The following is a 17,616-nucleotide window of genomic DNA, read 5'->3' as shown; positions in this document are numbered from 1 at the left end:
TATCCCCAATACTAGGGGGCAAGAACAGTAATTGGCACTTCCGTCCCGCGCGCGCTAGGCTATCGCGGTGTTTTCGTTTCCAGGGGTTGTAGATAAGCCCCTACCTTCTCATCGGCCACGAGCCATCATGTCCGATCTCATCACCTCCTCAAAAAAGGAGCTGGCGATCGGGACCATCAGCCGCACCGTCCAAGAAGTCGTTGGTGCCATCACTCCCGTCGTTCTCGGCATCGCTCTCGACTCGGGCATCAAGAACGGTGCGACGAGCGGGGTGTGGATTGCCGCGGCTTGGCTCGCAGTTCTCGCCATCGTCCAGGCGGGAAGCATGGCACTCGGTCACGGTTTTGAGATCCTGGCGTGGATGAGGACCGCTCTGCGATCCATCACCCAGATCCACAATCACGTCACCCGGACCGGCCCGGCAGTGCTCCGCACCAAGTCGAGCGGTGAAGTGGTGGCGACGGCGATGAGCGACGCCGAGCACGTGGGCAATCTCGTCGAGTTCATCCCCCGCCTCATCGGCGGCATCTTCGCCTTCCTCACGGTCGGCATCGTGCTGCTGAATCAGCATGTGGGGCTGGGCATGGTTGTCATGATTGGCATCCCCATCATCACCTTCGCTGCCTCTCTCCTCATTAAGCCCCTGCAGAACCGTCAGCAGATCCAGCGTGACGAGCAGGGCAAACTGACGGCCCTCGGCGCGGACACGGTCGCGGGCCTGCGTGTGCTGCGCGGCATTGGTGGCGAGGAGCAGTTCGCCAAACGCTATGCGGAACAGTCCCAGAAGGTGCGGACGGCAGGCAATGCGGTTGCTCGCCTCCAGTCGTGGATCGACGGGCTGCAGATCCTCATCCCCGGCATCTTCACCGCCTTCGTCCTCTGGCAGGGCGCAAGGCTGGCGATGGATGGGGATCTGACCATTGGCCAGTTCACTGCGCTCTTTGGTCTCACGGTCTACCTGGTGCGTCCCATCCAAATTGTCATGATGGTCGTCACCCAGTTCGGCCGTGCCCGCGTGGGTGCGAGGAAGATGTTCAACATCTTTCTCATCCAGCCGATCTCCGGCACCCTCGACGAGCGTATCGCCTCCGAATCGGACCCCCGTCATCCAGAGCAGGGTGCTGGCGCAGAGGTATCGACCGGTTCAGGACCTGCCGCCAATCCGTTCTTCGGCGAGATTGTTGATCAAGAAACCGGCATAGCCTTCACTCCCGGTATTGCCACCGCCCTCGTTTCGTCCGCGACCCAGCAGACCGCTGAGCTTGCGGAGCGCCTGGCCCGCATCGATGACGAGCGTGCTGACGTCACGATTTCGGGTACTGACGTGCGGGATCTGCCTCTCAATCAGGTCCGTCACAATATTCTTCTTGCACGGGCCACCCCGGAGCTGTTTGGTGGCCAGTTCCGTTCCGTCATTGACGCAGCAACGCCGTATACGATCGTGGATCGCCCGCTCGCGAAGGCTCGTGCGGAAGTTTTTGGTCCAGAAGCCCTCGCGGAGAATGTTCCCAATGAGGAGCGGGATGACGAGATCCTGTCGGCTCTCATGACGGCAGATAGTCACGATGTGCTCTCCTCACTCGATGGCTCCCTCTCGGGCGAGGTGACCGAGAAGGCTCGTTCCCTGTCCGGTGGGCAACGCCAAAGGTCCGCGCTTGCTCGGGCGATCCTGCAGTCTCCCCCGGTTCTCATTCTCGTGGAACCAACCTCGGCCGTGGACTCGCACACGGAGGACAGGATCGCTCAGCGCCTGACGGAGCGCAGGAAGGGACTGACGACCATCATCACGTCCGGTTCCCCACTGATCCTCAACCGGGTGGACGAGGTCATCCTTGTGGAGGAAGGGCGCGAGGTCATCCGCGGCTCCCACGATGAGCTGCTCGCACGCGCGAGCGCGGGAGATCCGGCAGCACAGCGTTACGAGTGGGTTATCACCCGCCAAACCGGTGAGGAATCATGAACCAGGTATTACCCATTGCGGACAACCACCAGGTGGTGTCCTACGCGAAGGAAATCATTACCCGCCACCGGTGGCGGTTCTTCGCGATCGTCATCATTCACGCCCTGGCCTCCGTCAGTGCCCTCATCGTCCCCTTCATCGTCGGCAAGCTCGTCGATGCGGTCGTTGGCGGGACGACACACTCCTACGTCAACACCGCAATCATCGTGGTCGTGGCCGCCTACCTGCTCTACTCGTTCCTCACCCGAGAAGTGCAGCTGCGAACCAGGATCCTGGGCGAACAGGTTTTTGCGGAGATTCGAGAAGAGTTCCTCAGCTCGGTCACGGCCCTACCCCTGTCAACGGTCGAATCAGCCGGTACGGGAGATCTCCTGTCCCGCACCACGAACGATGTTGATCGCATCCAGTGGGTGGTCCGCTTCGGCCTGCCCGCCATCATCACCTCCGCGATCACGATCCTTGTGACAGTGGCGATGGCGGTGGCGGCCTCCCCACTCGTCGCCCTCTCCCTGCTCGTCGGCGTCCCGTTCATCTTCCTGTCCGCCAGGCGCTACCTGCGCAGGGCCCGCCCCACCTACCTGTGGCAGGCGCAGGCCTGGGCGGGCATGAACTCCGTCGTGGCAGAATCCGTTGACTTTGTTGGCACAATCGATGCGATGGATCTTGGTGAGGCACGCCGGACCCGCATGCGATCCGTACTCGGTCACGATGCGTGGGATTCCGAGGCACGGGCAGCGAAGCTCCGCATGGAACTATTTTTCTTCCTGCTACTTGGGTGTGCACTTCCGACCGCCGTCGCCGTTGTGTGGGGTGCTCACCTCATTCACCTCGATCTCGTGTCGATCGGCATGGTGACCACCGTTGCGCTCTACACGGCACAGTTGCGTAACCCGCTCACCGAGTTCCTCATGTGGCTCGACGAACTCCAGGTTGCATCCGTATCGCTCGCCCGTATCGTTGGCGTCCGTCTCGTCCCCAACGACCGCACCGCCACCGGTGCACACCCGGTCGGTGACCGGCTGGTCGCGAAAGACGTGCGGTACGCCTACCGGGAGGGGAAGGACGTTCTCAAGGGCATCAATCTCGATCTTGTCCCGGGCGAGCGCCTCGCCATCGTCGGTCCCTCCGGTGCCGGCAAATCCACTTTTGGTCGCATGCTCGCCGGCATCCACCCGCCCACGGGCGGCTCCGTCACGGTTGGCGGCGTCAATCTTGTAGACCTGACGGAAGATGAGCTGCGAAGTCAGGTTGCTCTCGTCACCCAGGAACACCACGTGTTCGTTGGTTCCCTCGCTCACAATCTACGGCTCGCGAAAGCGGATGCCACCGACCAGGAACTCTTTGACGCACTTGCATCGGTTGATGCACTCAGCTGGGTGAACAGCCTCGAGAACGGCATCGAAACCGAGGTCGGTTCGGGAGCCAAGACTCTCACCCCGGCCCAGGCGCAGCAGGTAGCTCTCGCCCGCCTCGTCCTCCTCAATCCACACACGGTCGTCCTCGACGAAGCCACCTCGCTCATCGATCCGCGGTCGGCTCGCAGCCTGGAAGCGAGCCTGTCGGCGGTTCTCGAGGGACGCACCGTCATCGCCATCGCCCACCGCCTCTACACCGCACACGACGCTGACCGGGTCGCCGTCATCGAGGATGGGCTCATCAGCGAGCTCGGCACCCACGACGAACTTGTCGAAGCGGGTGGGCCCTATGCCCAGCTCTGGGAAACCTGGCACCGCGAGCGCTAGGACCGAGTAACTCACGCATTCTGCCCCCGAATAATCGGGGGCAGAACCGTATTGCCGGGTAATTTCCCTGGTCACTACCGTGTGGTAGCCAGGGTCGTCTGGATCGAGATGATCTCTCATTGTGTTCGGCTACAGAGGGGTGGTTTGCGGTCTAGGATGGGGCGATGAGAAACACTGCAAGGGAGCAGCTTTCTCGGAAGGTTATTACCAGATACGCTGCCGGGTCTCTCGCGACCGGGGGCTTCTCAACTCTCCCGGGTCTCGTTCTGGTCTATTACCGAACGGACACTCTCGGGGTGGTTGCGCTCGCGGCCGGTTTCATGATCACGATGGCCAAGGTGTGGGATGTCGTGATCGACCCTGTCATCGGAGGCCTGTCGGATCGAGTCCTGAAAGAGAAGGGTTCGCGTAGAGGCCCCATGATCGCCGGTGTCATCGGGCTACCGCTGTCCTTTCTGGCGACGTTTGCGGTCCCGGCGGGACTGTCCCCGTTCTGGTCGGGCACCTGGGTATTCGTTGCCTTCCTACTTGCAGCCACCTGCTTTTCGCTCTTCCAGGTCCCCTACATCGCCCTACCCGCCGAACTGACGTCGAAGTATGTGGAGCGGACCCGGCTCATTAGTTGGCGGGTGGTGGTGCTAACCTTTTCGATCCTACTGTTTGGTGGCGGCGGTCCCGAGATTCGGGGCATGTTCGGCTCCCTCTATCTTGGCTATTTCATGATGGGAGCGGTCTCCGCCATCCTCCTCTTCGCAGGAACCTTGATTGCGGTCACGATCGTCCCGAAAGACCAACCAACCTCCCCGGCTCCCAGGGAACCGATCGTCTCCTACTACCGTGGCGGGTACCTTGCCTTCAAGGACAGCCAGCCCTTCCGTGCCCTGCTCACCACCTTTGTTATCCAGGCGCTGACGACGGGTTTGATGTTGGCAGGCGCTCAGTATGTTGCGAGGTGGATTCTGCACGACGAAGGGGCTGTCACCATCCTGTTCGTGTGCCTCATCGGTCCAGCACTCCTGTTTGCTCCCGTGTGGAAGAAGGTTGCTGATCGGATCGGCAAGGAACGCGCCTTTGCCTTCTCCTCGATCACCTTTCTCCTCGCGACCCTCTGCCTGGTTTCTCTGGTCTTCTGGCCCGGCTACTGGATCGTTGCCCCGGTCGCGGTGGCGGGTAGTGCCTATGCGGGGATGCAGACACTCCCAATCGCGATGCTGCCCGACGTGATCGCTGTCGATTCGAGGCGGGGAGTCGATCGAGCGGGCATCTTTGGTGGCGTCTGGACGGCAGGCGAAACAACGGGAATGGCCCTCGGCACCACGGTCTTGACGATTGTCATGGCGCTGACCGGGTACATCGGGTCGACTACTCTCGACACGGTTGTGCAACCGGATTCCGCGATCACCGGGATTGCCCTCACCTTCAGCCTTCTCCCCGCGATCCTCATGATCATCAGCCTCGTGACCCTCACCCGCTATCGCCTACGCCAGGAGGACATCGATCGTGACGCATAGCAAAAACGCCCCGAAGGAAGGCACTGATCATTCCACCGAAGGCACCGATCATCCCACAAGTGCCTCAAGGCTTGATGCTTGGGGAGCCGCGATCATCGAGGAGCTCGCGCGGCTACGTCAGGGGGATGCTCCCACACATGGTGGGCGGGTCCTCTCCTATGTGTACGACCACGGAAGCGATTCACTTGATGCATTGGCGGGGCGGGCGATGGAGATGGCGAGACCGCTCAACGGCCTCGACCCCCTCACCTTCACCTCCATCGCCGCCATGGAACGCGACCTCCTGCGCTTCGCTGTTCAGATCACCGGAGGAACGCCGAAGAAGGTCTCGGGATCCATCGCCTCCGGCGGCACCGAGTCCTGCCTCCTTGCCGTTGGCACGGCACGAGACCTGTGGCGTGCAGAGCACCCGAACGATGAGAGAACTCCACGACTGGTCACAACGTCAACGGTTCACGCTGCCTTCCAAAAGGCGGCAAGAATTTACGACATGGCCTGGGATCCGGTTCCCGTGCGCCCCGATGGATCCGTGGACCCGCAGGACATCATTGTGCGACTGGGGGATGACGTTGCCCTCGTGGTCATGTCCTCCCCCGCCTATCCCACAGGTGTAATCGACCCGATTGAGCAGATTGCTCACCACACCGAGAAGAGGGGAATCTCCCTGCATGTGGATGCCTGCTTTGGCGGGCTCATCCTGCCCTGGTGGCAAGGCGCACCGAAGTGGGACTTCCGGGTCCCCGGAGTCACCGGTCTCGGGGCGGACTTCCACAAGTACGGGTACGCACCCAAGGGTGTTTCCGTTCTTCTACACCGCGGCAGAAAGCGGCATCGCCGGCAGTTCTTTGCCACCACCTCGTGGCCCGCCTACCCCGTAGTTGACCCCACGTTCCTCGGGTCCAAATCCGCCTCACCTCTCGCAGCGGCCTGGGCCGTGACGTCCTATTTGGGAGAAGAAGGCTACGCCGAAGGGGCAACCTCCTGCCAACGATCGGTCAATGCCCTGCGGCAGGCGGTGGACAGCATCGAGGGCCTCACCGTCTGGGGCCACCCCACAGGGCCTGCCCTCGCCCTCATCGCCGATACCTCCGTACCATCGGGCCGGTGGGTAGATCCGCACCGACTGGCGGATGACGTGACGAAGGCCGGATTCCAGATCCAGCACCAGCCCGGATATGTGCAGGCGGACGGCACGATCCTGCCACGCAGCGTCCACCTCACCATCACTCCCGTGACCGAGAAGCTCGTCCCCGAGCTCACCGCCGCGCTAATTTCCGCGGCACATAACGTGCAAGGCAAGAAACCACACCAGGCCACGGCATTGGGACGGATCGCGGGATGGATCTGGAAGAACGGAAATCGCCCAAGCCCCTCCACGTGCCGATTCCTTTTGAAGTTTGCTGGCAGCCATGAGCGGACTCCACAAAAGATGGCTCCGCTCATGGCCATCATCGAGGCCCTACCCGCGCCCGTGGCCGAGGCACTCGTGACTGAGATGCTCGCAATGGCGAGCGAGCCGTAATTCACGCTTCATAGAAAGTCATATCCGATACTTTCTGATTTCCGGACCATTTTGGAGAATACGTTCGCAAAGGGTTAACGATCAGTCTTTCCGAGCAGGATGGTCGGATGATCGAAGAGCTCAATGTCTGATGAATCGTGTCACCACTTGACGGGCAGTTCTTCCCAACGAAAGGGCTAAAGTCATACTCTTAAGGGCAACCGTTTTGGTGCGGGCCATTCCGGACCGGGTTGCTCCCCCTTCAACGACGTCTTTGATTGGACCACTCATGCCCTCAGCACGCTCAGTCCCCCTGGCTCTCACGGCACTCGCAGCCGGTGGTTTTGCTGTGGGAACGACCGAGTTCGCTTCCATGAGCCTCATCCCCTGGATCGCAACCGATCTTGGCGTGACCAATCCGCAGGCAGGCTGGGCCGTCAGCGCATATGCGATCGGTGTTGTTGTTGGAGCTCCCCTGCTGACCGCAGTAACGAGCAAAATGGACCGAAAGAACCTGCTTATCTGGGCAGCAATTCTCTTCTCCGTCGGGAACATCCTGACCGTCTTTGCACAGGACCTGCCCTCCCTGCTTGCGGCTAGGTTCCTGACCGGCCTCCCCCACGGCATCACACTCGGCATTGCCGCTATTATCGCAGCCAGCCTTGTGAGGCCCGAGAAGCGCGGCACCGCCATGGCACGCACCATGCTTGGACTCACGATCGCCAACATCATCGGCGTGCCCGCCGCGACCTGGATCGGTTCGAGTTTTGGATGGCGATGGGCATACGTCATCATCGCCGGCATCGGCATCCTCACCATCCTTGCCTTGCTCCGCTTCCTCCCTCCCGTACCTGCGTCAAAATCGTCGTCCGCTCGCGCTGAACTGAAGTCCATCACCCGCACCCAGGTGTGGGTGCCGCTCCTTGCCGGTGCCGTTGGCTTTGGTGGCTCGTTCGCGTTCTACACCTACATCACGCCCACCATGACCGAGGTTGCGATGATCCCGGAACAGTACCTGCCGTGGGTTCTCGTTCTCTACGGGTGCGGCATGACCGTGGGATCGCTCGTGGCGGGTCCCTGCATTGACCGCTCGATCGACAAGTCCGCGCTCGCGGGTGTGCTGGGCATGGCGATCATCCTGTCGCTCATGGCCGCATTCATGCACATCTGGTACGTCGTTCTTCCCCTCATGTTCCTCAACGCCATCGCCATGAGCCTCTTTACCACCGGCCTACAGGCACGCCTGCTCCGGGCAGCTTCGGATGCTCCGAACATGAGCGCGGCAATGAACCACGCCGCCTTTAACGCAGCCAATGCTCTGGGTGCCTACCTGGGTGGTCTCGTTGTCACGGCAGGTTGGGGATACCGTGCACCGGCAGCAATCGGCGTTCTGCTTGCTCTCGCCGGCACGGTCATTCTCGTCATCGCTCTCATCCTCAACCGCAACAGCCACATCCCCACGTTCTCCACAGAGACCAGCACTCCCGCCCCAGAAAGCGACCGCGCCTGCGTCGACTGCTGAAGACTGGGTGAGAGAACGTCAGGATCTCCCACTCACCAGTTGCAACTCGTCCTCGGCTAGTCTGGTTCGGTCAGCAGGTTCTTCGGAGGAGCCCATGGATTTCACGAATGCCGCGGCGGTGCGTAGTGCCTTGAGTGGCGGGCTGAAGGATGCGATGAAGGCATCCAATCAGGATGCTGTCGCGGACCTGCGCTCAGCTCTCTCCGCCATCGGTAATGCCGAATCGGTTCCTGCTGCAGAGAACTCCAGCTTGGTTGCTGGTGAGCACGTGGCCGGTGCAAGCGCTGGCATTGGATCGTCAGAAGTAGCCCGGCGCACCCTCTCCCCGATGAAATACATCGGCTTGTCATCATTGAAATTGATGGGCGCGTGGCCATGGCGAAGAAGCTTGCCGAGCTTGGTCAGGACACAGGTGCTGAGAGGCTACTGCGAGAAATAGCCTCCCTTAACCCCCACGTCAACTAAGTCGCTGTCTTACCTGTAATAGATCAATAAGCCTGCACGGGCTCGCAGTGCGCAGAGAGACATCAACGACGGGACGTTGGCGTGCCCGAGAGTTTCCTTTACTGCCCTTGCGCGTTTTCCTTGTTGCCCTTGCGGAACTTACTTGCTGTCGTTGGATTCGGCGATTAGTTCATCGGCCCACTCGTCGAGCATGCGTTCCTCGCGCTTCGATTCGACTGTGGAGCGGAGGATCCTGAACCAGATGAAGAGTGCGAAGCCTGCAAAGATCACCCACTCTGCAGCGTAGGCAGCATTTTGAAGATTGAACCCGCCCTCTTCGACGGGCTTGGGTGCCGGAGCATGCTGCACTCCCGATGGGGAGGCGCTTTCGGCGGTGAAGCTGACGGGCTCACCAGCTTCGACGAGGCTCATATCGACTCCGGTGGGGGTGAATTCGACCATGTATCCGGACAGGATAGGACTGCCCCACACGTTCACGAGCTCGGCCGGAGAGATAGACAGAGCGGTCTCTTCCGTCAGTCCGCCAATGGAGTCTTCCGGGCCGGATAGGTAGCCGAAGACGGTCACTTCACCGTCGGGGACGGCCGGCAGCGGGGAGCCCGGTTCCACCCAGCCGCGAATGACCGGGACGTTCGCTCCCTCATCCGGCCCCTCCGTGATCGTGAGGTGGGAGAGGATGAGATCGGCCCCTTCGCCACCGACTGCGCGATCGATGACTCTAAGCTGATCATCGCTGTAGGTTCCGGTCACGTACACGGGGTGGGCATATTCATCGGTCCTCATGTTTGTTTGGACGCGGAGGACCTCGTCGAGGGGCCCGGCGGGTGAGTTCAGCCTCTCCTCGTGCTCGGAGATGATGCGTTCCGCGCCGCGCGCGGTTGCTCGCTCGAGCTGCCAGTAGCCGAGCCTGATGCAGACTCCTGCGGCGATGGCCAGCAGAATGAAGAGCACAATCATTTTTGGGGTGAACGCTTCCCTCACCCAATCACTACCGCGACCGCTTCCTGACATGTGTTGATCCTATGTCACTTTGGCCATCGACCAAGACACGGAACTGTTTCATGACCGATAATGTAGATATCAGGATGAAGCTCTGCGGAAGGAAATCACGTGGCCGATTCGCTCTACCTGGCATCAACCGAACAGGTGACCGGCGGTATTGAAATTGCAAGGCAGATTGTTGATATTCTGCGGACCTCGTACGATCGCGTGGGCGTATTCCGTCCCTACGTGAACGGTCCTGCGGAACTCGACCCGGTCGTTCAAGAGTTTGGTGCGGGATACGGAACCCGTCGCGACCACTACTTTGAAGATGAGGCGTCTGCGATGAACGCCATCATTCGCGCCTACCGGAAGTTCTCCACCGACTACGACGCTGTCCTCCTTGTTGGACACACGGAAGGCGACCCGGTGAACCCGGGGCTTATTGGCCGTTCGGGACGCACCGCAGCCAACCTCGGAACCACGATCGGCATGGTTGTTGACGGCAGCCGTCGCAGTGTCGAGCGTACCGCTGGCTACATTGAGCTCGCTGCTGCAGAAATGTCTGCTGCCCACGTTCCCATCACCTCCGTTTTTGTTCTCAATCCGCAAGAGGGCCTCGAGGCAGAGATTCACGACGATCATCCTGAGATCAAGGTCTACTCCGGCAAGATCGACGAGTCGATCCTTGAGGTCTTTAAGGAGAAGCCCGCGATCCGCCCGCCCCTCATGTTCCAGACGGACCTCATGGAGCGTGCTCGCATTGATCGCAAACGCGTTGTCCTGCCCGAATCGGGTGACGATCGCGTGCTTCAGGCAGCCTCCATTATCCTCTCGAACGACGTGTCCGACATTGTGCTTGTCGGCAAGGAAGAGGAAGTCCTGAATCGCGCGAAGGAGAAGGGTTACGACCTGTCGGGAGCCCAGATCGTTGATCCCGATGACGAGTCCTACATTTCCCGCTACGCTCCTGAGCTTGCTCGCCTGCGAGCGAAGAAGGGCATGACCGAGGAGCAGGCCGTTGAAAAGCTTAAGGATGTCTCCTACTTCGCGACGATGATGGTGCACATGGGGGATGCTGACGGCATGGTGTCCGGTGCGGCACACACGACGGCTGAAACGATTGTGCCCTCGTTCCAGATCATCAAGACGAAGCCTGACACCTCGATCGTGTCCTCCGTGTTCCTCATGCTCATGTCGGATCGTGTCCTCGTGTACGGCGACTGCGCAGTCAATACGAACCCGACTCCGCAGCAGCTTGCCGACATCACCGTGTCCTCGGCCCAGACCGCCGTTCAGTTCGGTGTTGACCCTCGCATTGCCCTCCTCTCCTACTCGACCGGTGCTTCCGGAACGGGTGCTGACGTGGAGGCAGTTATTGAGGCCACGAACCTGGCGCGGGCAAAGAACCCGGATCTGCTCATTGAGGGCCCGATCCAGTACGATGCGGCCGTCGATCCGCACGTGGCGAGGAAGAAGATGCCGGACTCACCGGTCGCAGGTAAGGCAAACGTTTTCATCTTCCCGTCCCTCAATGCCGGCAACATCGGCTACAAGGCCGTGCAGCGCTCCTCCGGTGTGGTCGCTGTCGGCCCGATCCTCCAGGGTCTCAACAAGCCCGTTAACGATCTTTCCCGTGGCGCTCTCGTGGACGACATTGTCAACACGATCGCCATCACCGCAGTCCAAGCGCAAAACTAGTTCGAAAGGTACTTCATGACCGTCCTCGTCATTAACTCCGGTTCCTCCTCCATCAAATACCAGCTTGTTGATCCGGAGTCAGGCGAAGCACTAGCTGTTGGCCTTGTCGAACAGATCGGCGAAGGCTCCAGCCACATCAAGCACACCTACCGGGGTGAGAAGCACGAATTCGACGAACCGCTTGCCGACCACGGTGAAGGACTGCGCTACGTGCTCAACCTGTTCGATACCATCGGCCCCAAACTCAGCGAAGCCGGCATCAAGGCCGTTGGTCACCGCGTCGTCCAGGGCGGTAACCACTTCGACAGCCCCGTCCTCATCACACCGGAAGTACGCGACCTCGTGGAGGAACTCTCCCCGCTCGCACCCCTGCACAACCCGGCAAATCTGCGCGGCATTGATGTGGCTCGGGACCTGCTTGATGTTCCCCACGTCGCCGTCTTCGATACTGCGTTCTTCCAGACCCTGCCGGAGGAAGCAGCCCGCTACGCACTCAACCGGGAAGTTGCCGACAAGTACGGGATCCGGCGCTACGGTGCCCACGGCACCTCGCACCAGTTCGTGTCCGAATCTGTCACCGAATACGTGGGCCGCACCGATCTCAAGCAGATCGTGCTCCACCTCGGCAATGGCGCCTCAGTCTCCGCTGTCGTCAACGGCAAGGCCGTTGATACGTCCATGGGTCTCACCCCGCTCGAGGGCCTGGTCATGGGCACCCGCACGGGCGACATCGACCCGGCAGCGATCTTCCACCTCAGGCGCGTGGGCGGCATGAATGTCGACGAGATCGACAACCTGTTCAACAAGCAGTCAGGTCTCAAGGGCCTGGCCGGGGAGAACGACATGAGGGCCGTCTGGGCACTCGCCGAGGGCGGGGACGCTCACGCACGCGAAGGCCTCGACATTTACGTGCACCGAATCGTCAAGTACATCGGCTCCTACGCTGCTGTCATGGGCGGGCTTGATGTCATTGCCTTCACCGCAGGCATTGGCGAGAACGATGATCTGCTCCGCACAGAGGTCGTCGAGCGCCTCAAGGGCTTTGGCCTCACCCTCGACGAGTCACAGAATGCGATCCGCGGCGACGAGATCCGTCAGATCTCCACCGACGAATCCTCCGTCCAGGTCCTCGTGGTACCCACCAACGAGGAGCTCGCCATCGCCCGAGCTGCCATGGAGATCATCAACAAGTAACCGCATACTGCCATGAGCACGTAGTGCGACTGGTAAGGGGGATGGGGAAGCACCGCACGGTGTTTCCCCATCCCCCCTGACCTCTACCCTTTCCCCTTCCACATGCCCTTCCAGTCCTTTCCTTTCCCCGTCCTTTCCCTTTCTCGTTTCCCCGTGTTCGCCTCAGGCTTGTTCGGCTCAACTTTTGTGAGGGGTGACGATAGTCTGAAAAGAGTATTCAGTGAAAGGAATATCTCCCCATGTTTCTCAGTGACGACCTGCTCTCCCGCATCCATTCCCGAGCCGCCGCGGTCGATCGGGACAATGTGTTTCCTGACGAGGATCTCAAGGAGCTGAAGGACGCTGGATATCTAACAGCTTTCGTTCCGACAGAGTACGGCGGGGCAGGGTTGTCGATTGAGGAGATCTGCCAGGAACAGACTCGGCTCGCACAGGCAGCTCCCGCGACCGCACTCTCGATCAACATGCATCAGATCATCGTGGGTCTTGGTCGGCACCTGGTCGAGAATGGTGTTGAGTCGGGCAAGCAGATCCTCGAGGGCGCTGTCAACGGTGACGTTTTTGCCTTCGGTATTTCCGAGCCCGGAAACGACCTCGTCCTCTTTGGTTCCATTACGGAGGCAAAGCCCGATGGGGAAAGCGGATACTCCTTCCACGGCCTCAAGATCTTCACCTCCCTCTCCCCCGTGTGGACGCAGCTCATGACGTTCGGCAGGGATGATTCCGGTGCTGACGGGCCGCACTCCGTCTTTGCTCTACTCAGGAGGGAAGATGGTGGGTTTACGATCAACGATGACTGGGACACGGTAGGGATGAGGGGGACGCAGTCGAACTCGACCCGCCTCGAGGGCGCTCACGCACCCGCCTCCCAAGTTCTCCAGAGAGTGGCACCCGGCCCAAGCAAGGAACCCGTTGTTTTCGGCATCTTCGCCCACTTCGAACTGTTCCTAGCAGCCACCTACCTCGGTATCGGCAACCGAGCCATCGAGGTCGCGGCCGACAAGGTCAAGACCCGCAAGTCCGTCCTCCACCAGGACGTGTACGCCAACGATCCTGATATTCAGTGGCGGCTCGCGAGCGCGGCACTGCGCATGAACTCAGCAACCGCCGAAGTGACCCTGCTGGCACGTGATCTCCAGGACGGACGTGACCGTGGGGATCTCTGGTACCCGCAGCTTTCCGCCGCTAAGAACGCCGCGGCCGAGGCATCGCTCTACGCCGTTGATCAGGCAATCCGGTCCTCGGGTGGCTCCTCCTACTCGAACTCGAATGAGCTCTCCCGCCTCTACCGTGACGTTCTGGCTGGGCTCTTCCAGCCCTCCGATCAGGAATCCCTGCACGGCTCGTGGGCCAATGTCGTACTCGGCCCCGTCGAAAAGCAGGACAAGCGGAACTAGCAAAACCAACATCCCTGCCGCTCGCAAGTAGGTTTCAGCATCACGTGCTGGGCGGGTGCGGGGAGTGCGGTGTGGGGGCAACATTTGTCCCCCCACCTCTCGCCAGCAGATTCAGGACAAGCACCGTACTGAACTACCTGGAAATGAACGACAAAACGGGGCCGGCTCCCAGCATGTCAGCGCGAGAATGAAAATCTCAGTGGAGTAGCGCCTCCCCCATCGAGAGCCTCAGACCGTTTCCACTCTTCCCCGTCCTCCACGTGATGGGCTCATCGTTATCGGACCATGCGTAGTTCGCGGGCACCGCCGAGTATCTCAGGTGACTGAGTTTCACCATCCAGTTCAAAGCCCTGGCTTTGGTAGAAGGAGATCGCGGATTCGTTGCCTTCTAGCACCCACAGGAGGCAGGGAGCCGTGCCAACCGCATGGTTGAGCAGGATGGATCCAATTCCCTGGCGCTGATGGGATTTCAGTACGTAGAGAGAAGTGATTTCAAGGAGCCGAACGTCGCCCGGCCCGAGCGCTGCCGCACTTGCTAGGCCAACGATTTCACCGTCCCACGTTGCGACCCAGTAGGAAGCATTGTCCGGTTCAGAGAGGATCTTCTCGTAGATCGCGACCATTCGTTCCTGCTTCGAATCGATGAGTGAATCGGGAAGTAGTCCGCGATAGGTCTCGTCCCAGGATTGGCCGTGGACCCGCGCAAGTTCTCCCGCATCGAGCACGGTGGCAGAGCGAATGGCTAGTGAACGCATTCCCTATCTATAGCACGACCATTCTTCACCGGACCAATGGTGTCTGCTACCTACATTGGCCAATGACAGAATGCGAGATTTTCGCTCTCGTAGGGCTCCCGATAATTCAGGCTTCTTGGGCCAGTTCTATCCACAAAAATGCTTGGTGAATAACTGTCTACGAGACCGTGGCTAACCGGTGAGCATTTCAAAAGAAACCTCAGGACCCGCTGTGGACAAGTCTTTTCTGTCTGTCATTTACCTCAACCATCTGTGAGACTGTCTTCATAAGTTGGTCTCAACGAAGGAGTTTTACGCATGAGACTGTCTAGGAAATTATGGACTGGCGGCATCGTTGCCGCGGTCGCCCTCGCACCATCGCTCGCCTCGGCCACGAACACGACCGAGGCTGACGAGGAGATCGGAAACCTTACCCTCCTGGCATCAACCGATACTCACGGCACTGCCGTGGGATACGACTATTACACGGGTGCTGATTTTGGGGCATCGAACCCGGCTAATACGCGGGGTATGGACCACCTGTCGACCGCGATCTCGCAGGTGCGGGATGAAAAGGGTGCCGAATCGGTTCTTCTTCTCGACAACGGAGATGCGAACCAGGGTAACTAACTCACTTCCGTCTACCACTCGAACCGGGCCGATGGCACGGTCGACCCGATTGCTGCTCTCTTCAACCACCTGGATTACGATGCTGGGGTTGTTGGCAGTCACGAGTTCAACTACGGGCTGGAGGACCTGGCCCAGTACGAGGACAATTTGGAGATGCCAATCCTGGGCGCGAACGTGCTGAACAAGGGCACGACCGACCCTTACTTGACGCCGTGGACCATGGTGGAAAAGACCACGGCCGACGGTCAAACGGTCGACATCGGCATCATCGGTGTTGTCACCCCCGGTGTCCGCATCTGGGACCGCCTCCTTGTTGAGGACACGCTCGAGTTCCAGGCACCGGTTGAAGCGGTCCAGCGCTACATTCCCGAGGTCGAAGCCGCCGGAGCCGATGTTGTCATCGTCCTTGCACATACGGGCCTCGACAGGGTCGATTACGAGTGGACTGCGGGCGATCTTGAAGAAGACGTGGCCACCTCGATCGCCAACCACACCTCCGGTGTGGACATTATCGTGGGCGGTCACTCGCACCAGCTCAATAATGTTGAAGTTTATTTAGAAAATGCTGATGGTGAGGAAGTGCTCTTCACTCAGCCGGGCTATCATGCTCGTTTTCTTTCGCAGGTCGACATTCCACTCCAACTCGATAGCGAAGGCAATCCTGAGATTGTCTGGTCCGATACGGAGAAGCCGACTGCAGTTGCACTCAACGCGGTCGACTACGAGGTTGATGACGAGATCCTCGGTGTCATCCAGCCCTGGTACGACGAGACTCTCGCATGGGTAGCGCAGGTTGTTGCTCAAGCAACGGAAACCATGCCGGCCATCACCTCGGTTTACGAGGACACCGCGATCGTGGACTTCATTTCTCACGTCCAAACCCAAGAGGTTGAACGTGCCCTCGCTGGCACCGAATATACGGACCTGCCCGTCGTCTCGGTGGCGGCACCGTTCTCCCGCACCGCGGTCTTCAACGAGGGTGATGTGACGGTGGCTGACATGGCTGCACTGTACATCTACGACAACACGCTCATGGCTGTCGAACTGACCGGGAAGCAGCTGCGTGACTACCTCGAGTACGGTGCACGCTACTACGCCCAGGTCGAGGAAGATTCCGAGATCAACTGGGACGAGGTCACGAATGCCGTCTACCCCGACGTCCCCCGCGGCATCCCCGACTATGCCTACGACATTCTGTCCGGCGTCAATTACCACATCAACATTTCCAAGGATCTCGGCTCCCGCATCGAGAACCTCACACTTCCCGATGGCACCCCGGTTGAGGACGACACCCGGATTGTTATGGTGCTCAACAACTACCGCCAGTCCGGCGGTAGCGGATACCCACACGTGGTCGATGCTCCGGTCATTTACAACGAGCAGAAAGCGATCCGCGATCTCATGATCGACTGGGCCATCACCAACGAAGTGATTGATCCTGCCGACTTCTATGTCAAAAACTGGACTGTGTCATCCTCCACCGTGATCGCTGAAGAGCCCGAAGAACCGGAGGAGCCGGAAACTCCCGCTCCGCTCAAGGGCAACGTTTTCTATCTCGCCAACTCCTGGTCCACCACCACTCACGACGTGGCCTTCGCCTACGGTAAGCGTGGCGACCAGGTATTCGCAGGTGACTGGGACGGTGACGGCAAGGACACGCTCGCGATCCGTCGTGGTAACACCTTCTACCTCTCCAACTCCCTCGCCGGCGGGGCTGCCGCTGTTCAGTTCAACTACGGCAAGGCCACCGACGAAGTTCTCGTTGGTAACTGGGACGGCAACGGTGGCGACACTCTTGGCCTGCGCCGCGGCAACACCTACTACCTAAAGAACTCTGTCACGGGTGGCAATGCCGATGAACAGTTCAACTACGGCAGGCAAATGGACGAGGCACTGACGGGTGATTGGAACGGGGATGGCACGGATACGATCACGGTCCGCCGTGGCTCCACCTTCCACGTTGTGAACTCGCCCCGTGGCGGCAATGCCGACACTTCGTACAACTACGGTCGTATTGGTGACCGCGCCTACTCCGGAGATTTCGATGGGGATGGCACCGACACGATCGCGCTTGTCCGCAAGAATGTCTTCCACATCAACAACGCCCACAAGGGCGGACCAGCAGACACCGTGATTGCCTACGGTCGGGCAACCGACTCGATCATCATCGGTGACTGGGATGGCGACGGAATCGACACCCCCGGTGTCAACCGAATCCAGTAACAAGACCACTCAATGGTAGCGTCAGCCCCGAGTAATCCTCGGGGCTGACTCCTTT

Annotated in this window: 13 protein-coding genes; 11 read left to right on the top strand and 2 right to left on the bottom strand. The window is 60.0% G+C overall.

Features of this window, described 5'->3' with window-relative positions; translation table 11 throughout:
* Positions 1-127 precede the first annotated feature (127 nt).
* The 6 genes from BN1241_RS02325 (at position 128) to BN1241_RS02300 (ending at position 8,675) form a co-directional block, all read left to right on the top strand.
* Positions 128-1,960: an ABC transporter transmembrane domain-containing protein gene (locus BN1241_RS02325; RefSeq protein ID WP_054952108.1), complete on the top strand. Its 1,833-nt coding sequence runs from the start codon at positions 128-130 to the stop codon at positions 1,958-1,960.
* Positions 1,957-3,702 (top strand): ABC transporter ATP-binding protein, encoded by a 1,746-nt coding sequence (locus BN1241_RS02320; protein ID WP_054952107.1) that lies wholly within the window; start codon positions 1,957-1,959, stop codon positions 3,700-3,702. Before BN1241_RS02325 ends, BN1241_RS02320 begins: the two co-directional genes overlap by 4 nt.
* A 164-nt stretch (positions 3,703-3,866) precedes the next feature.
* Positions 3,867-5,213, top strand: coding sequence for an MFS transporter (locus tag BN1241_RS02315; RefSeq protein WP_054952106.1), 1,347 nt, complete (start codon positions 3,867-3,869; stop codon positions 5,211-5,213).
* Complete coding sequence (locus BN1241_RS02310; protein WP_222704381.1) at positions 5,203-6,735, top strand: pyridoxal phosphate-dependent decarboxylase family protein; 1,533 nt, start codon at positions 5,203-5,205, stop codon at positions 6,733-6,735. The genes BN1241_RS02315 and BN1241_RS02310 overlap by 11 nt, the downstream gene beginning before the upstream one ends.
* A 268-nt stretch (positions 6,736-7,003) precedes the next feature.
* Positions 7,004-8,236 carry an MFS transporter gene (locus BN1241_RS02305; RefSeq protein ID WP_082418165.1) on the top strand — a complete coding sequence of 411 codons (1,233 nt, stop codon included), beginning with the start codon at positions 7,004-7,006 and terminating at the stop codon, positions 8,234-8,236.
* Between the two features lie 94 nt (positions 8,237-8,330).
* The gene (locus BN1241_RS02300; RefSeq protein ID WP_054952105.1) at positions 8,331-8,675 is read left to right on the top strand and encodes a hypothetical protein; all 345 of its coding nucleotides are present in this window, start codon (positions 8,331-8,333) and stop codon (positions 8,673-8,675) included.
* 164 nt (positions 8,676-8,839) lie between these two features.
* Here the strand turns inward: BN1241_RS02300 and BN1241_RS02295 are convergent, their stop codons facing one another.
* A complete protein-coding gene (locus BN1241_RS02295) occupies positions 8,840-9,712 on the bottom strand; it encodes an SURF1 family protein (RefSeq protein WP_082418164.1) in 873 nt (290 codons plus the stop codon).
* A gap of 99 nt (positions 9,713-9,811) precedes the next feature.
* Here BN1241_RS02295 and pta point away from each other — a divergent pair, with 99 nt between their 5' ends.
* From pta to BN1241_RS02280, 3 genes are all read left to right on the top strand, one after another.
* Positions 9,812-11,383: a phosphate acetyltransferase gene (pta, locus tag BN1241_RS02290; RefSeq protein ID WP_054952103.1), complete on the top strand. Its 1,572-nt coding sequence runs from the start codon at positions 9,812-9,814 to the stop codon at positions 11,381-11,383.
* Positions 11,384-11,398: 15 nt separating this feature from the next.
* On the top strand, positions 11,399-12,577 hold the full coding sequence (locus BN1241_RS02285; protein WP_054952102.1) for an acetate/propionate family kinase: 1,179 nt from the start codon (positions 11,399-11,401) through the stop codon (positions 12,575-12,577).
* 239 nt (positions 12,578-12,816) lie between these two features.
* Positions 12,817-13,974, top strand: coding sequence for an acyl-CoA dehydrogenase family protein (locus BN1241_RS02280; RefSeq protein ID WP_054952101.1), 1,158 nt, complete (start codon positions 12,817-12,819; stop codon positions 13,972-13,974).
* A gap of 275 nt (positions 13,975-14,249) precedes the next feature.
* Here the strand turns inward: BN1241_RS02280 and BN1241_RS02275 are convergent, their stop codons facing one another.
* Positions 14,250-14,729: a GNAT family N-acetyltransferase gene (locus BN1241_RS02275; protein ID WP_077138236.1), complete on the bottom strand. Its 480-nt coding sequence runs from the start codon at positions 14,727-14,729 to the stop codon at positions 14,250-14,252.
* Between the two features lie 297 nt (positions 14,730-15,026).
* Between BN1241_RS02275 and BN1241_RS02270 the strand changes: the two genes are divergently transcribed.
* Together BN1241_RS02270 and BN1241_RS02265 are read left to right on the top strand one after the other, a co-directional pair.
* Entirely contained in the window at positions 15,027-15,338 is a 312-nt protein-coding gene (locus BN1241_RS02270) for a hypothetical protein (RefSeq protein WP_054952099.1), read from the top strand.
* Positions 15,339-15,491: 153 nt separating this feature from the next.
* Positions 15,492-17,561: a bifunctional metallophosphatase/5'-nucleotidase gene (locus BN1241_RS02265; protein ID WP_054952098.1), complete on the top strand. Its 2,070-nt coding sequence runs from the start codon at positions 15,492-15,494 to the stop codon at positions 17,559-17,561.
* Positions 17,562-17,616 lie beyond the last annotated feature (55 nt).

This window comes from Flaviflexus massiliensis (genome assembly GCF_001375495.1).
GTDB lineage: Bacteria > Actinomycetota > Actinomycetes > Actinomycetales > Actinomycetaceae > Flaviflexus > Flaviflexus massiliensis.
The sequence above is the reverse complement of the archived record's forward strand: the minus strand, read 5'-3'. Positions and strand labels throughout refer to the sequence as shown.

Excerpts from the sequence above, each read along its gene's own strand:
- BN1241_RS02320 (WP_054952107.1), top strand. The coding sequence starts at position 1,957 with ATGAACCAGGTATTACCCATTGCGGACAACCACCAGGTGGTGTCCTAC.
- BN1241_RS02315 (WP_054952106.1), top strand. The coding sequence starts at position 3,867 with ATGAGAAACACTGCAAGGGAGCAGCTTTCTCGGAAGGTTATTACCAGA.
- BN1241_RS02325 (WP_054952108.1), top strand. The coding sequence starts at position 128 with ATGTCCGATCTCATCACCTCCTCAAAAAAGGAGCTGGCGATCGGGACC.
- BN1241_RS02285 (WP_054952102.1), top strand. The coding sequence starts at position 11,399 with ATGACCGTCCTCGTCATTAACTCCGGTTCCTCCTCCATCAAATACCAG.
- BN1241_RS02300 (WP_054952105.1), top strand. The coding sequence starts at position 8,331 with ATGGATTTCACGAATGCCGCGGCGGTGCGTAGTGCCTTGAGTGGCGGG.
- BN1241_RS02295 (WP_082418164.1), bottom strand. The coding sequence starts at position 9,712 with ATGTCAGGAAGCGGTCGCGGTAGTGATTGGGTGAGGGAAGCGTTCACC.
- BN1241_RS02280 (WP_054952101.1), top strand. The coding sequence starts at position 12,817 with ATGTTTCTCAGTGACGACCTGCTCTCCCGCATCCATTCCCGAGCCGCC.
- BN1241_RS02270 (WP_054952099.1), top strand. The coding sequence starts at position 15,027 with ATGAGACTGTCTAGGAAATTATGGACTGGCGGCATCGTTGCCGCGGTC.
- BN1241_RS02265 (WP_054952098.1), top strand. The coding sequence starts at position 15,492 with ATGCCAATCCTGGGCGCGAACGTGCTGAACAAGGGCACGACCGACCCT.
- BN1241_RS02305 (WP_082418165.1), top strand. The coding sequence starts at position 7,004 with ATGCCCTCAGCACGCTCAGTCCCCCTGGCTCTCACGGCACTCGCAGCC.
- BN1241_RS02275 (WP_077138236.1), bottom strand. The coding sequence starts at position 14,729 with ATGCGTTCACTAGCCATTCGCTCTGCCACCGTGCTCGATGCGGGAGAA.